This window comes from Streptomyces sp. NPDC048288 (assembly GCF_043201555.1).
Classification (GTDB): Bacteria; Actinomycetota; Actinomycetes; order Streptomycetales; family Streptomycetaceae; genus Streptomyces.
The window spans coordinates 241,115-254,311 of sequence record NZ_JBICZD010000005.1 but is presented as its reverse complement, the minus strand read 5'-3'; the positions used below and the strand labels follow the sequence as shown (position 1 = coordinate 254,311).

The following is a 13,197-nucleotide window of genomic DNA, read 5'->3' as shown; positions in this document are numbered from 1 at the left end:
CCCCGAGGCGGGATCAGGCGGACCCGCCCAGGGCCTCGGCGCGGACCCGGGCGCAGCTGCGGCTGATGAGGCGGGAGACGTGCATCTGGGAGATGCCCAGGCGGTCGGCTATCCGGCTCTGCGTCATGTCCTCGAAGAAGCGCATGTAGAGGATGGCGCGTTCGCGTTCGGGGAGCCGGCGCAGGCCTTCCTTGGCCGCCTCCCGGTCGATGACGACGTCGTAGGAGCCGTCGGCCGCCCCGAGGGTCTCGGCGAGGCTGTACCCCTCGTCGCCCGCGGCGAGTTCGGCGTCCAGGGAGAGGGTGCTGTAGCTGTCCAGGGCCTCCAGGCCGGCGGCGACCTCGCCCTCGGTCAGGCCGGTGTGGGCGGCGAGGTCGGCGGCGGTGGGTTCGGGGGTGCCGGGGAGCTGGGTGAGTTCGCGGCGGGCCACCCGGACCCGGTTGCGCAGTTCCTGGACCCGGCGGGGCACGCGCAGCGCCCACATCCGGTCGCGGAAGTGCCGCTTGACCTCGCCGGTGACGGTGGGCACCGCGTAGCTCTCGAAGGCGCCGCGGGCGGGGTCGTAGCGGTCGACGGCCTTGACCAGGCCGAGGGCCGCGACCTGGCGCAGGTCCTCGACGGCCTCGCCGCGGTCGCGGAAGCGGCCGGCGATGCGGTGGGCCATCGGCAGCCAGGCGGCCACCAGTTCGTCGCGCAGCGCGTTCCGCTCGGGGCCGTCGCCGAGGGCGGCCAGGCGGGCGAAGCGGGCGGCGGTGTCGGGGGCGTCGTCGTGGACACGCCGGGGCGTGTCCCGGGTGGTGCGGTCGGGCGTGCGGGAACGGCTGGTCGACAAGTCGGTGAGCATGCGGAATCGCTCCTGAACTGTGGGTTTCAGGGCATCACCGGAACGTGGTTCCGGGACTCGACCCGGACTGCGGTGTCGGGGTCGCCGCGGGAGCACCGCCAGGACCGCTGTGCGGGCCCGGGCGCCGTGCAGGGACTGCTCCCGTCGGCGCGCGCCTCCGGTCCGAAGCACAACAGTCCGCGTGCCCCTTCGCACCGGGCGCAAACACCGCCGCCGGACGTTCGGTTCGCCGGCTCAGGTCAGCGGCACCACGGCGGTGATCCGCTTGCCCCCTCGGGGCAGTCCGGCGATCTCCACGTCCCGGGCCAGCCGGCAGACGATGGGCCAGCCCCGGCCGCCGGGCCGCCAGCGCTCCCGGTCGTCGGCGGCCGGGGCGGTCACCGGCACCTCGTCGCTGCGGTCGCTGACCGAGACGCGCACGGCGCAGCCGTCGACGTCGACATGGAAGCCGGTGACCCCGCCGCCGTGCAGGATCGCGTTGGTGGTCAGTTCCGAGGTGACGAGCAGGGCGTCAGCGAGCGCCTCGGCGGCGCAGGGCACGTCCCGCGAGGCGAGCGCGCCGCGGACCGCTCTGCGGGCGTCGGCCGGTCGCAGCGACGACGACGGCGACGACGACGGCCGACGGAATTCGTGTGCTGCCAGGGCAGGTTCGGTCCGATACGTCTCGCGCATCCCTTCGCTCCTTGCGTGGTGGACCGGTTGGGCTGCCGTGCCCCCCCTCCGCACGGTCTCTCCTGGTTCGGCTGACCGCTCGGGGCGCGTCCAAACGCATCCGGGGGCCGCAAGGGCTTCCCCAAAGTGAAACGGGTCACTTAACCTGTTCCCGGTAGCGCGAAATCGCCCCGGATGGTTTAGCGTTCACCCATAAGTGGTCGAGGAGTAGACGTAAGGTCCTCCCGGACCACCTTTGACGGCCCTGGCTGGCCTCCCCCGTCCAGCCAGGGCTTTTTACTGCCCGCACGGCTCCCGGGCGGCCCGCCCCGGTCCTTCGAGGTGCCCGGCGCGGCGGCAGCGGCTGAAATGGGCGTAGGGAAACCCCCGTACCCTCGCCGGCGAGGAGCCCCGCGCCATGACCAAAGCCATCAAACTGCTGACCGCTCTGCCCCAGGCGCAGCGCGAGCGCCTCATGGAACTGGCTCACGAGGTCTCCTTCCCCGAGGACACCAGGATCTTCGAGGCGGGCGGCACGGCGGACCGCTTCTGGGTGATCCGCTCGGGCGCGGTCAACCTGGACCAGGAGGTGACCTCCCACAAGCGGGTCACCGTCGCCAGCCTCGGCGCCGGCGACCTGCTCGGCTGGTCGTGGCTGTTCCCGCCGTACACCTGGGACTTCGGCGCGGTGGCCTTCAGCCAGGTACGGGCCTACGAGTACGACGCCGCGGCCGTGCTCGCGCTGTCCGTGGAGGACCCGCTGCTCGGGCTCTCGCTGGTGCGGACCGTCGCCGAGATCCTCGCCAGCCGGCTGGAGATCACCCGGGGCAAACTGCTGGACGCCTACGTCGGACGACGGCCCGTCTGAGGCTCGGAGGCGGTCGGGGGCTCAGACGCGGTAGCGGCGCAGGGCGGGGACCGCCGCGGCCAGGGTCAGCATCACGGCCACGACCAGCAGACCGCCGCCCGCGACGGCCGCCCGCGGGCCGAACACGGACCCCATGGTGCCGTGCAGGACGTCGGCGAGGCGCGGACCGCCCGCGACCACCACCGTGAACACGCCCTGCATCCGGCCGCGCATCTCGTCCGTCGCGGCGGACAGCAGGATCGCGCCCCGGAAGACCATCGAGACCATGTCGGCGACCCCGGCGGCGGCCAGGAAGGCCACGGCGATCCAGAGGTTGCGGCTCAGCCCGAACCCGGCGATCGCGGCTCCCCAGCCGACCACCGCGCCGATCACCATCCAGCCGTGCCGGCGCGCCCGGGAGAAGGTGCCGGAGAAGAGCCCGCCGAGCACCGCGCCGATCGGGATCGCCGCGAACAGCAGGCCGAGCGCGAGCCCTTCGCCGTAGGAGCCGTAGGTCTGGGCGGCCAGCTGCGGGAACAGGGCGCGGGGCATGCCGAGGACCATCGCGATGATGTCGGCGAGGAACGACAGCAGCAGCACCTTGTGCAGGGAGATGTAGCGGAACCCCTCCACGATCTCGCGCACCCCGGCCCGCCGGGCCGCCGCGCCCGCCAGCGGCGGCAGCGCGGGCAGCCGGTAGACCGCCCACACCGTCACGCACAGCGCCAGCGCGTCGATCAGGTACAGCTCGGGCAGGCCGATGACGGGGATCAGGGCACCGGCGAGCAGCGGCCCGACCACCTGGCCGGTCTGCATCACCGTGGATCCCAGGGCGTTGGCGGCGGGCAGCTGCGCCTCGGGGACGAGCCGGGCGATGGAGGCGGTGCGGGCCGGGGCGTTCAGCCCCCAGAACGCCTGCTGCAGGGCGAGCAGCACCATCAGCGCGGCCACGGACTCCAGGCCCGTGACGGCCTGCAGCCAGAACAGCAGCGAGGTGACGGCGATGCCCATGTTGGTGATCAGCAGCAGCTTGCGGCGGTCCATGGCGTCGGCGACCGCGCCGCCCCACAGCGCGAACACGATCAGCGGCAGCAGCCCGGCGAGGCTGGCGGCGCCGACCCAGGCCGAGGAGCCGGTGATGTCGTAGATCTGCTTGGGCACGGCCACCGCGGTGAGCTGGCTGCCGACCGAGGTGACGATCGTCGAGGACCACAGCCGCCGGTAGGCGGGCACGGCCAGCGGACGGGTGTCCATCGCCCAGTGGCGCCAGCCGCGCCGGGGCGGGGCCGCCGCCGTGTCGTCGGGGTTCGCTGTGCCGGACTGGGTGCCGCTCTCGCTGGTGTCCACGGAGTTCCTGGTGTCCTGGTCCTCTTGGTGCCCGCTACATCTTTCCTGTTCGGGTTCACTATCCCAGCACCTTCCGTGACGGCCGGACCAGTTGTCTCAGGATCCGGCTACCAGCATCAGACCGAGGCCGATCATGGTCAGGGCCACCAGCCCGTCCAGCACCCGCCAGGCGGCCGGCCGGGCGAGGTACCGGCCGAGCAGCCGGGCGCCGAAGCCGAGGGCCGCGAACCAGCAGAGGCTGGCCAGCGCGGCACCGAGGCCGAAGGTCCAGCGCAGGTCGCCCCGGTCGGCGGCGAGGGAGCCGAGCAGGAACACGGTGTCCAGGTAGACATGCGGGTTGAGCCAGGTCATGGCCAGGCAGGTGAGCACCGCGCGCCGCCGGGAGCCGGCCGCCTCGCCCTCGGCGACCAGGGCGCCGGTGCCGGGCCTGAGCACCCGGCGGGCGGCCAGTACGCCGTAGCAGAGCAGGAAGACACCGCCGATCAGACCGACCGCCCGCACCGCGTCCGGCCAGGCCACGACGATCGCGCCCACCCCGCCGACCCCGAGGGCGATGAGGACGGCGTCGGACAGGGCGCAGATGCCGACGACGGCGAGGACCGCGTCCCGGCGTACGCCCTGGCGCAGGACGAAGGCGTTCTGGGCGCCGATGGCGACGATGAGCGAGAGGCCGCTGCCGAAGCCGGCGGCAGCGGCGGTGAGGGAGCTGGACATGCCTTCGACGGTAGGGAAGCGATCTCCGGACGTACAGCTAAAGATTTTTACGTACCCTTAGCGCAGCTGAAGACGGGAGTGGGACGGTGGAGCTTCCCCTCGACCAGGTGCGGACCCTGCTGGCGGTGGTGGACGAGGGCACGTTCGACGCGGCGGCCGCGGCCCTGCATGTGACGCCGTCGGCGGTCAGCCAGCGGGTGAAGGCGCTGGAGCAGCGGACCGGCCGGGTGCTGCTGCAGCGGACCAAGCCGGTACGGCCGACCGAGTCGGGCGAGGTGCTGGTGCGGTTCGCCCGGCAGTTGGCGCGGCTGGAGCGGGACGCGCGCGGTGAGCTGGGCATGAGCGGTGCCGGGGAGCCGACCCGGGTATCGGTCGCGGTCAACGCGGACTCGCTGGCGACGTGGTTCCTGGCGGCGCTGACCGGGCTGCCGCGCGTCTTCGTCGAACTGCGGCGGGAGGACGAGGACCACACGGCCGCGCTGCTGCGGGAGGGGCTGGTGATGGCGGCGGTGACCTCGTCCCCGGATCCGGTGCCGGGCTGCTCCGTGCGGGCGCTGGGGCGGATGCGGTACCTGCCGGTGGCGGCGCCGGAGTTCGCGGCTGAGTGGGTGACGGGGGAGCTGGTGGTGGCGCTCGCCGAGGCGCCGGTGATCGTGTTCGACCGGGTGGACGACTTCCAGGACGGGTTCGTACGACGATTGGGGGGCGCGGGCGCGAGTGCGCTGCGGCACTACGTGCCGACGTCGGAGGGGTTCGTGGACGCGGTGACGGCCGGGCTGGGGTGGGGGATGGTGCCGGAGCCGCAGGCGGAACCGCGGGTGCGGGAGGGGGGGTTGGTGCGGCTCGGTGATGCTTTGTGGGTGGACGTGCCGTTGTACTGGCAGCAGTGGAAGCTGGATTCCCCTGCTTTGGGGGCGGTTGCGGAGGCGGTGGTGCGTACGGCGGGGGGTGCGTTGCGCCGGCCGTAGGGGGTCAGCCTGTGGTGAGGCGAGTGCGGGTGGGTGGGGGCTGGTCGCGCCCACGCGGCGGAGCCGCATATTTACACAGCCCCGCGCCCCTTTGGGGCGCGTTTCCGTCGGGGCGTCTACAAGGACCGTCCCGCGCTGTCCAGGAGCATCTCCAAGGCCGCTGGATAGGCGCTCGTCACCATGCGCTTCGCCAGCAGGGGCGCCGCTTCCGCGATGCGTGGGTGGGTCGTGGGTGGGAGGCGGGCGTAGGTGGAGTTCCACTTGTCCTCGTCGGCGCGTTGGGAGTCCTTGGGGAGGGCCAGGGAGGCCGCGTCCAGGGCCGCGAAGGCGAGGGTCTGGTCGATGAAGGCGTGGTAGACGCGTACGGCTTCGGGGAGGGGGAAGCCGGCCGTGCGCAGGACGTCGAGGATCGCCTCGTCGGCGGCGAGTTCGTGGGCGCGTCCTGTCACGCGGTTCGTGGTCAGGAGGGCGGCCTGCGGGTGGGCCACGTACTGGGCGTGGATGCGCAGGCCGATGGTGCGCAGGTCGGTGCGCCACTCCCCCGTCGGCGCCCAGCCGGCCAGCGCCTGGCCGATGACGGCGTCGCCGATCGCCAGGGTGAGGTCGTCCATGCCCCGGAAGTAGCGGTAGAGGGTACTGGGGTCGCAGTCGAGGGCCAGGCCCAGCCGGCGGGCGGTGAGGCCCGCGCTGCCGTGCTCGCGCAGCAGGCGCAGCGCGGCCGCCACGATCAGGTCCTCCGACAGCACGGTGCCGGCGCGGGTGGGGCGACGCCGGCGGCGCTTCTCCTCCGGGACGACCGGTTTGGGCATCGCACACTCTCCTGGCGTCCACGTCTTATGCCAACACCATTGACCTTACGTGACGGCCGGGCGTTTGATTCCGGCCAAGGCGCGCCCGTACCCGAACCCCTGTCTGTGGAGGAGATCCCCGCATGCGTGTACTGCTCGTGGGAGCCGGTGGTGTGGGCACCGCCGTCACCCGGATCGCGGCCCGTCGTCCGTTCTTCGAGGCGATGGTGGTCGCCGACTACGACCCGGCCCGCGCCGAGGCGGCCGTGGCGGCGGTCGGCGACGACCGGTTCCGGGCCGAGCGGGTGGACGCCGGTGACGAGGCGGCCGTGGCCGCGCTGCTGGCCCGGCACGGCTGCGACGTGCTGCTCAACGCCACCGACCCGCGTTTCGTCATGCCCCTGTTCCGGGCCGCCCGCACCGCCGGTGCCGGCTATGTCGACATGGCGATGTCGCTGTCCCGGCCGCATGCCGAGCGCCCCTACGAGGAGTGCGGGGTGAAGCTGGGCGACGAGCAGTTCGCGCTGGCCGGGGAGTGGGAGCGGGCGGGCGCGCTGGCGCTGGTCGGGATGGGGGTGGAGCCCGGGATGTCCGACGTGTTCGCCCGGTACGCGGCCGACGAGCTCTTCGACGAGATCGAGGAGATCGGCATCCGTGACGGCGCGAACCTGACGGTGGACGGCTATGACTTCGCGCCCTCCTTCAGCATCTGGACCACGATCGAGGAGTGCCTCAACCCGCCCGTCGTGTACGAGAAGGGGCGCGGCTGGTTCACCACCGCCCCGTTCAGCGAGCCCGAGGTGTTCGACTTCCCTGACGGCATCGGGCCGGTGGAGTGCGTGAACGTGGAGCACGAGGAGGTGCTGCTGGTGCCGCGCTGGGTGGACGCCCGGCGGGTCACCTTCAAGTACGGGCTCGGGCAGGAGTTCATCGACACGCTCAAGACGCTGCACCTGCTGGGCCTGGACGCCACCGCGCCGGTGACCGTGCCGGGGCCGGACGGGCCGGTCGCGGTGTCGCCCCGGGACGTGGTCGCGGCCTCGCTGCCCGATCCCGCGACGCTCGGCGACCGGATGCGCGGCAAGACCTGCGCGGGGACCTGGGTGCGCGGGACGAAGGACGGGCGGCCGCGCGAGGTGTATCTCTACCACGTTGTCGACAACGAGTGGTCCATGTCGGAGTACGGTAGTCAGGCCGTGGTGTGGCAGACGGCCCTCAACCCGGTCGTCGCCCTCGAACTCCTGGCCACCGGCGCGTGGTCGGGCTCGGGCGTCCTCGGCCCGGAGGCGTTCCCGGCCCGCCCGTTCCTCGACCTGCTGACCGAGTACGGCTCGCCCTGGGGCCTGCGCGAGCAGTGACCGCCCGCGTTTTCCAAGGGACTTGGCCGTTTCGACCGCGTCCGCGGTGGTGACCCGGAGCCGAGCAACGCGCACCCGAAACGGCAGAGTCGACTTGGATCGCAGGTGACTTCGATGGACGACTGGCGAGAGCACGCCGAGTGCCGCGACGAGGACCCCGACCTGTTCTTCCCGATCGGTACCACCGGCCCGTCGCTGCGGCAGACGCGGCGTGCGAAGGCCGTCTGTGAGCGCTGTCCGGTCCAGGACCCGTGTCTGCGCTGGGCGATGGGGACCGGGCAGACCGTCGGCGTCTGGGGCGGGACGACCGAGGCCGAGCGCCGGCTGCTGGCCCGGCGCAGGCAGGCGGCGGCGCGCCGGTTCAGCTGACGTCGGCCGGGGCCTCGGCCGCCGGCAGCCGCAGGGTGAACTCGGCGCCCTTGCCCGGCTCGCTGCGCGCCTCGGCGGTCCCGTCGTGGGCGGCGACCAGGTGCCGGACGATCGGCAGGCCGAGCCCGCTGCCCCCGGTGCGGCGGCTGCGGGACTTCTCCGCCCGCCAGAACCGCTCGAAGACGTGCGGGAGATCGTCGGGGGCGATGCCCTTGCCCGTGTCGGTGACGGTCAGGAGCACATCGTCGCCGTCCCTGCGGGCGGTCAGCGTGACCGTGCCGTCGGCGGGGGTGTGCCGGATCGCGTTGGAGACCAGGTTGCCGAGGGCCTGCCGCATCCTGACCGGGTCGGCGTCCAGCCAGGCCGTGCCCTGGGCGTCGGTCAGCAGGGCGACTCCGGCCGCGTCGGCGGCGACCCGGTGGGCGGCGGCCACCTGGTCGAGCAGCTCCGCGGCCCGGACCTGCTCGCGGTGCACGCGCAGGGTGCCGGCGTCGGCGGCGGCCAGGTCCTGGAGGTCGTCGATGATCCGCTGGAGGACCAGGGCCTCCTCGTGCAGCGAGGACAGCAGCGCCGGGTCGGGGTCGACCACGCCGTCCCGGGTGACCTCCAGCCAGCCCCGGATGTTGGTGAGCGGGCTGCGCAGTTCGTGGGCGATGTCGCTGACCATCGCCTTGCGCTGCTCCTCCAGGCGTTCCCGGCGCTCGGTGAGGTCGTTGAACGCCTCGGCCAGCAGGCCGGTCTCGTCTCGGGTCCGCACCGGCGCCCGGACGTGCAGTTCGGGGGGCTGCCGCGCGGCGACGGTGAGCGCGCGCAGCGGTCGTACCAGACGGGTGGCGACCACGGCGGTGACGGCGACCGTGACGGCGAGGACCAGGCCGGCCGCGCCGACGATCTTCGTCTTGTTGGCCCGGGACATGTCGAAGCGGGGCGCGGTCTGGTCGCCGATGCCGAGGAAGAGTTCGGCGGCCGGGGCGACATAGGGTTCGAGCTGGGTGCGGCGGGCGTTGGTGATGCAGTTCTTCGCGGTCTGGTCCGTCGTCCGCTCGACGCCCTTCTTGGTGACCAGGAAGGCTCCGGAGACGGGGTTGCGGCCGGTCGTGTCGTAGCTGAGGAAGAGCTTGCCGCCGAGGTCCAGGTCCCGGGCCCGCAGGCAGGGGCGGGCCAGGTCCGCCAGCGCGGTGAGGGCCTGGGTCTCGGTGGGCATAGGGAAGTCGAGCGCGTCGTGCGTGTCGGCGGTCGCCTCACCGTAGACGTTGCCGCAGCCGACCTTGAGTTCGAGGGGAGCGTCCCGGGCGTCGTCGACGATGACGTGGGGCCGCCCGCTCGGGGTGTGCTGGACGGTGGCGTGGATGCCGAAGCGGTCGAAGCAGGACCGCTCCTTCTGCGCGACCGCCTCCAGCTTGGCGCGCTCCTGGGCGGTCAGCAGGAACGGGCCCACCGCGCGCGGGTCGATGCCGCTGAGCTGGGCGCCGAACTCGGTGTAGGTGTCGGTGTGCAGCGGGTCCACGGCGGCGGCCGGCCGGGGCGGCAGCGGGGTGTCGTGGGGCGCCGAGTCGGCGATCAGGGTGCGGTCGGGGGTGGTCAGGGCGATCCGGCGGCCGGTCTTGGCCGCCAGTGCCCGCACGGTGTGCTGGACGCCGGTCCAGTCGGGGTGGTCCGCCGCGTACCCGCTGAGCTGGGCGAGGATCTTGTTGTCGGCTGCCAGGTCCTGTCCCTGCTCCTCCTCCAGCGCGCTGGTGGTGGTCGTCACGGCGAGCCAGGCGGTGGCGGCGACGGAGCACACGGCGATCAGCACCGAGGTGAACAGCAGCCGGACCAGCAGCCGTTTGCGCCAGGGTATGCGCGGCTTCACGGGCGGCCGCCGCTCAGCTTGTAGCCGACGCCGAACACGGTCAGCAGCCGCACCGGCCGCCGGGGATCGGCCTCGATCTTCCGGCGCAGGTTCATCACGTGCACGTCGACGGCCCGTTCGGTGGAGGACCGGTCGAAGCCGCGGGTGCACTGCAGCAGTTGCCGCCGGGTGAACACCCGGTCGGGTTCCCCGGCCATGGCGAGCAGGATCTGGAACTCGGCCGGGGTCACCTCCACCGGTACCCCGTCGCAGCGGACCTCGTGCCGTACGGGATCGACGCTGAGGCCGGCGGCGATCACGGCGGGCTCCTCCCGGACGGCGGCGGCGCGCCCGCTGCGCCGCAGGATGGTCCGGATCCGGGCCATCAGCTCCCGTGGGCTGTACGGCTTGGTCATGTAGTCGTCGGCGCCCAGTTCCAGGCCGAGCAGCACGTCCTCCTCCTCGGAGCGGGCCGTGAGCATCAGCACGGGAATCTCCGGGTCGCCGCCGCGCAGCACCCGGCAGACGCCGAAGCCGTCGATCACCGGGAGCATCAGGTCGAGCACGACCAGGTCGGGCCCGAGCCGGCGCGCCGCGTCCAGCGCCGCGGCCCCGTCATGGACCACGGTCGCGGTATGGCCCTCGGCCAGCAGGGAGCGCCGGATCAGCTCGGCCTGCATCTCGTCGTCCTCGGCGACCAGCACATGTGCGCACACGAGTTCGGATCCTAAGCGGAGTACCGGCGGCCTACAGGGCGAGCCAGTCGGCGTGCCCCATGACGACGACCGGATGCCGGTCCGGGTCGAGGGTGCGCAGCAGCTCCTTCATGTGCGCCTTCGCGACACTGACACAGGCGTGGGTCGGGCCGCCGTGGTCGACGTGCAGCCAGATCCCGCCGCCCCGGCTCGCGCCCAGCGGCCGGGTCCAGTCGAGCGGCGAGGTCCCCGGCTCGCGGTTGTAGTTGATGGCGACGACGTAGTCGAAGGAGCCCTCCAGCGGCTCGCCCTCGAAGCCGGTGCCGGGTGAGTAGAAACCGGAGGACTGGTGGTAGGGCAGCCTGCTCCCGGGGTCCCGCAGCAGCCCTCCGGCGTCGGTGAGCCCGTAGACCCCGACGGGCGAGCGCAGGTCCCCGGCCAGATGATGGTCGCTCCAGCCGTCCCTGCCGTTGTGCGCGGGCCAATGGGCGCCGGGCTGCCAGGCGGTGTCGTCGCGCTCGTAGAGGACGACGGTGGACAGGGGCGAGTCCTTGCCGCGGCCGCTGGCGACGACGACCTGTTCGGCCCGCTCGGGTATCACGGCCGTGGTCCTCGGTCCGAGCCCGGGTATGCCGGTCGCCTGCGAGGTGCTGCTCTCGGGTGTGGGGGTGGCCGTCGTCCCGGTCGCCGGGCTGTCGTCCGGGCGGCTGTCGTCCGGCCGGTTCGGCGCGGCCTCGGCGCCACCCCCGCAGCCGGAGAGCAGCAGGGGGGAGGCGACGAGGGCGACGGCGGTTCTGCGATGGATCATGGAGCGAGCGTGACGCAGATTTGTAAGGAACTGGTCAGGATTCAGGCCTGGTTCGGCTTGCCCTGCTGGTACAGCCAGGTCTGGAACAGCGGACCCAGGTCCTTGCCCGACTCCTTCTCGGCCAGCTTCACGAACTCCGCGGTCGTGCCGTGCCCGTAGCGGTGCTGGGCGGCCCAGGCCCGCAGGATCCGGAAGAAGTCCGTGTCCCCCACGGCCTTGCGCAGCTCGTGCAGGGTCATCGCACCCCGCTCGTACACCGGTGTGCCGAAGATGTTCGCCCCGCTGCCCGGGTTCCCGGGCGGATAGGCCCACAACCCGTCGCTCGCGGGCTTCGCGTACAGCGCGTCGAAGGTCTTCTGCGCGCTGTCGCCCCCGTGCTGCTCGTCGTACAGCCACTCGGTGTAGGTCGCGAAGCCCTCGTTGAGCCAGATGTCCTTCCAGGCGGTGACCGAGACGGAGTCGCCGAACCACTGGTGGGCGTTCTCGTGCACGAGCGTGTCCAGGTCCGGCGCCGAGTCGTAGATCGGCCGGCCCTGGGTCTCCAGGGCGTAGCCGACGTCCGGCGCGTGGTCGACGATGGACCCGGCGGAGCGGAACGGGTACGGCCCGAACAGCTTGCTCTCCCACTCCAGCACCGACGGCAGCTTCTTCAGCACGGCCGCCGAGCCGCTCGCCTCCCGCGGGTCGACCGCGTTGTACACCTTGATCCCGTCCCGGGTGGTGTACTGCTCGACCTTGAACTTGCCGACGGTCGCGGTGGCGAGGTAGGCGGCCATCGGCTCGCTCTGCCGCCAGCGGAAGGTCGTACGGCCGTCGGACGTGTGCTGTCCGAGGAGGACGCCGTTGGCGACGGCGGTGCGCCCCTTGGGGACGGTGATGGTGAAGTCGTACGACGACTTGTCCTTGGGGTGGCTGTTGGCCGGGAACCAGGTCATGGCGCCCTGCGGCTCGCCCGCGACGAAGGCGCCGTCGTCGGTGCGGATCCAGCCGTCGTCCGAACCGTCCGGGTCGGTGACCGGCTTGGGCGTGCCGTTGTAGGCCACGGTGACCTTGAAGTCCCGGCCCTTGGCCAGTGCCCGCGAGGGGGTGACGGCGAGTTCCTGTCCGCTGCGGCTGAAGCGGGCCGCCCGGCCGTCGACGGTGACCCGGGTGACCTTGAGGCCCTTGAGGTCGAGGTCGAAGCGGGTGAGCTTCTGGGTGGCGCGGGCGGTGAGGACGGCCTTGCCGTCGAGGTGACGGGAGGAGGTGTCGTAGCGGAGCGTCAGGTCGTAGTGGCTGACGTGGTAGCCGCCGTTGCCGCTGAGCGGGAAGTACGGGTCGCCCGCGCCGGCGGCGCCTATGGTGCCCGCCGAGGCCGGTCCGGCGGCGGCGAGCAGGGCCGCCACGGCGACCGGGACGGTGGCGAGGACGGCCTCGCGGCGGAGGACTGCGGTACCGGTACCTCTGCTTGCACCCAGCACATGCGCTCCTTCGAAGGGGGGTGGCCGATGATCAGTGGCCCACAGACTAGGCGCGCGGGCGTCTGTGCTTCCCCCTCATTCTGGTCAAAGCGAGCCGCGTCGGCAGCCGGTGGCGCGGGCCCGCCGCGTACGCTCGCGGCACCGTCGCCGACCCGAGAGGTGCCCGACCGTGAGCGTGCGCGTGCGCAGGATCTACGAAACGCCCGAGCCCGAGGACGGGGTCCGGGTCCTGGTGGACCGGCTGTGGCCGCGCGGGATGTCCAAGGAGGAGGCGCACGTGGACGAGTGGCCCAAGGGGCTGACGCCGTCGAACGAGCTGCGCCGCTGGTTCCACGACGGTGGCACGTACGAGGAGTTCACCCGCCGCTACGAGGCGGAGCTGGCCGCCCCCGAGGCCGCCGGGCTCCTGGACGGCCTGCGGAAGTCCGCTCACAAGGGCCCGGTGACCCTGCTCACCGCGTCGAGGACACCGGAGCGGAGCCACGCCACGGTGGTGGCGAGGCTCCTCTCCGAATAG

At 72.7% G+C, this 13,197-nt stretch carries 14 protein-coding genes; 5 read left to right on the top strand and 9 right to left on the bottom strand.

Annotation, left to right across the window (positions count from 1 at the left end; all coding sequences use genetic code 11):
• Nucleotides 1-13: 13 nt before the first annotated feature.
• A complete protein-coding gene (locus tag ACGFZS_RS19895; protein ID WP_393796204.1) occupies nt 14-844 on the bottom strand; it encodes a SigB/SigF/SigG family RNA polymerase sigma factor in 831 nt (276 codons plus the stop codon).
• Nucleotides 845-1,078: 234 nt separating this feature from the next.
• Nucleotides 1,079-1,516 carry an ATP-binding protein gene (locus tag ACGFZS_RS19890; protein ID WP_393796203.1) on the bottom strand — a complete coding sequence of 146 codons (438 nt, stop codon included), beginning with the start codon at nt 1,514-1,516 and terminating at the stop codon, nt 1,079-1,081.
• Nucleotides 1,517-1,913: 397 nt separating this feature from the next.
• Here ACGFZS_RS19890 and ACGFZS_RS19885 point away from each other — a divergent pair, with 397 nt between their 5' ends.
• Nucleotides 1,914-2,363 carry a cyclic nucleotide-binding domain-containing protein gene (locus ACGFZS_RS19885; protein ID WP_355720070.1) on the top strand — a complete coding sequence of 150 codons (450 nt, stop codon included), beginning with the start codon at nt 1,914-1,916 and terminating at the stop codon, nt 2,361-2,363.
• Between the two features lie 21 nt (nt 2,364-2,384).
• On the opposite strand, the gene ACGFZS_RS19880 is transcribed toward ACGFZS_RS19885, so the two are convergent.
• Complete coding sequence (locus ACGFZS_RS19880) at nt 2,385-3,689, bottom strand: MFS transporter (protein ID WP_393796202.1); 1,305 nt, start codon at nt 3,687-3,689, stop codon at nt 2,385-2,387.
• A 96-nt stretch (nt 3,690-3,785) separates the two neighbouring features.
• The gene (locus ACGFZS_RS19875) at nt 3,786-4,403 is read right to left on the bottom strand and encodes a LysE family transporter (RefSeq protein ID WP_365690936.1); all 618 of its coding nucleotides are present in this window, start codon (nt 4,401-4,403) and stop codon (nt 3,786-3,788) included.
• A gap of 86 nt (nt 4,404-4,489) precedes the next feature.
• On the opposite strand from ACGFZS_RS19875, the gene ACGFZS_RS19870 reads away from it, so the two are divergent.
• Nucleotides 4,490-5,371 carry a LysR family transcriptional regulator ArgP gene (locus ACGFZS_RS19870; protein ID WP_393796201.1) on the top strand — a complete coding sequence of 294 codons (882 nt, stop codon included), beginning with the start codon at nt 4,490-4,492 and terminating at the stop codon, nt 5,369-5,371.
• A gap of 116 nt (nt 5,372-5,487) precedes the next feature.
• Here the strand turns inward: ACGFZS_RS19870 and ACGFZS_RS19865 are convergent, their stop codons facing one another.
• Nucleotides 5,488-6,180: a TetR/AcrR family transcriptional regulator gene (locus tag ACGFZS_RS19865; RefSeq protein WP_393796200.1), complete on the bottom strand. Its 693-nt coding sequence runs from the start codon at nt 6,178-6,180 to the stop codon at nt 5,488-5,490.
• Between the two features lie 122 nt (nt 6,181-6,302).
• On the opposite strand from ACGFZS_RS19865, the gene ACGFZS_RS19860 reads away from it, so the two are divergent.
• Entirely contained in the window at nt 6,303-7,517 is a 1,215-nt protein-coding gene (locus tag ACGFZS_RS19860; RefSeq protein ID WP_393796199.1) for a saccharopine dehydrogenase family protein, read from the top strand.
• Nucleotides 7,518-7,631: 114 nt separating this feature from the next.
• Nucleotides 7,632-7,886 (top strand): WhiB family transcriptional regulator, encoded by a 255-nt coding sequence (locus ACGFZS_RS19855; RefSeq protein WP_393796198.1) that lies wholly within the window; start codon nt 7,632-7,634, stop codon nt 7,884-7,886.
• Here ACGFZS_RS19855 and ACGFZS_RS19850 read toward each other — a convergent pair.
• From ACGFZS_RS19850 to ACGFZS_RS19835, 4 genes are read right to left on the bottom strand one after another with little or no spacing between them, the layout of a single operon-like run.
• The gene (locus ACGFZS_RS19850) at nt 7,879-9,738 is read right to left on the bottom strand and encodes an ATP-binding protein (RefSeq protein ID WP_393796197.1); all 1,860 of its coding nucleotides are present in this window, start codon (nt 9,736-9,738) and stop codon (nt 7,879-7,881) included. The two genes, ACGFZS_RS19855 and ACGFZS_RS19850, sit on opposite strands and share 8 nt — an antisense overlap.
• Nucleotides 9,735-10,433: a response regulator transcription factor gene (locus ACGFZS_RS19845; protein WP_365690925.1), complete on the bottom strand. Its 699-nt coding sequence runs from the start codon at nt 10,431-10,433 to the stop codon at nt 9,735-9,737. The genes ACGFZS_RS19850 and ACGFZS_RS19845 overlap by 4 nt, the downstream gene beginning before the upstream one ends.
• Before the next feature lie 31 nt (nt 10,434-10,464).
• Nucleotides 10,465-11,220 carry a L,D-transpeptidase family protein gene (locus tag ACGFZS_RS19840; RefSeq protein WP_393796196.1) on the bottom strand — a complete coding sequence of 252 codons (756 nt, stop codon included), beginning with the start codon at nt 11,218-11,220 and terminating at the stop codon, nt 10,465-10,467.
• 41 nt (nt 11,221-11,261) lie between these two features.
• The gene (locus ACGFZS_RS19835) at nt 11,262-12,680 is read right to left on the bottom strand and encodes a M1 family metallopeptidase (RefSeq protein WP_393796195.1); all 1,419 of its coding nucleotides are present in this window, start codon (nt 12,678-12,680) and stop codon (nt 11,262-11,264) included.
• A gap of 169 nt (nt 12,681-12,849) precedes the next feature.
• On the opposite strand from ACGFZS_RS19835, the gene ACGFZS_RS19830 reads away from it, so the two are divergent.
• Nucleotides 12,850-13,197, top strand: coding sequence for a DUF488 domain-containing protein (locus ACGFZS_RS19830; RefSeq protein ID WP_393796194.1), 348 nt, complete (start codon nt 12,850-12,852; stop codon nt 13,195-13,197).

Coding starts and splice junctions, on each gene's coding strand:
- ACGFZS_RS19855 (WP_393796198.1), top strand. CDS start 7,632: ATGGACGACTGGCGAGAGCACGCCGAGTGCCGCGACGAGGACCCCGAC.
- ACGFZS_RS19895 (WP_393796204.1), bottom strand. CDS start 844: ATGCTCACCGACTTGTCGACCAGCCGTTCCCGCACGCCCGACCGCACC.
- ACGFZS_RS19885 (WP_355720070.1), top strand. CDS start 1,914: ATGACCAAAGCCATCAAACTGCTGACCGCTCTGCCCCAGGCGCAGCGC.
- ACGFZS_RS19865 (WP_393796200.1), bottom strand. CDS start 6,180: ATGCCCAAACCGGTCGTCCCGGAGGAGAAGCGCCGCCGGCGTCGCCCC.
- ACGFZS_RS19860 (WP_393796199.1), top strand. CDS start 6,303: ATGCGTGTACTGCTCGTGGGAGCCGGTGGTGTGGGCACCGCCGTCACC.
- ACGFZS_RS19840 (WP_393796196.1), bottom strand. CDS start 11,220: ATGATCCATCGCAGAACCGCCGTCGCCCTCGTCGCCTCCCCCCTGCTG.
- ACGFZS_RS19890 (WP_393796203.1), bottom strand. CDS start 1,516: ATGCGCGAGACGTATCGGACCGAACCTGCCCTGGCAGCACACGAATTC.
- ACGFZS_RS19875 (WP_365690936.1), bottom strand. CDS start 4,403: ATGTCCAGCTCCCTCACCGCCGCTGCCGCCGGCTTCGGCAGCGGCCTC.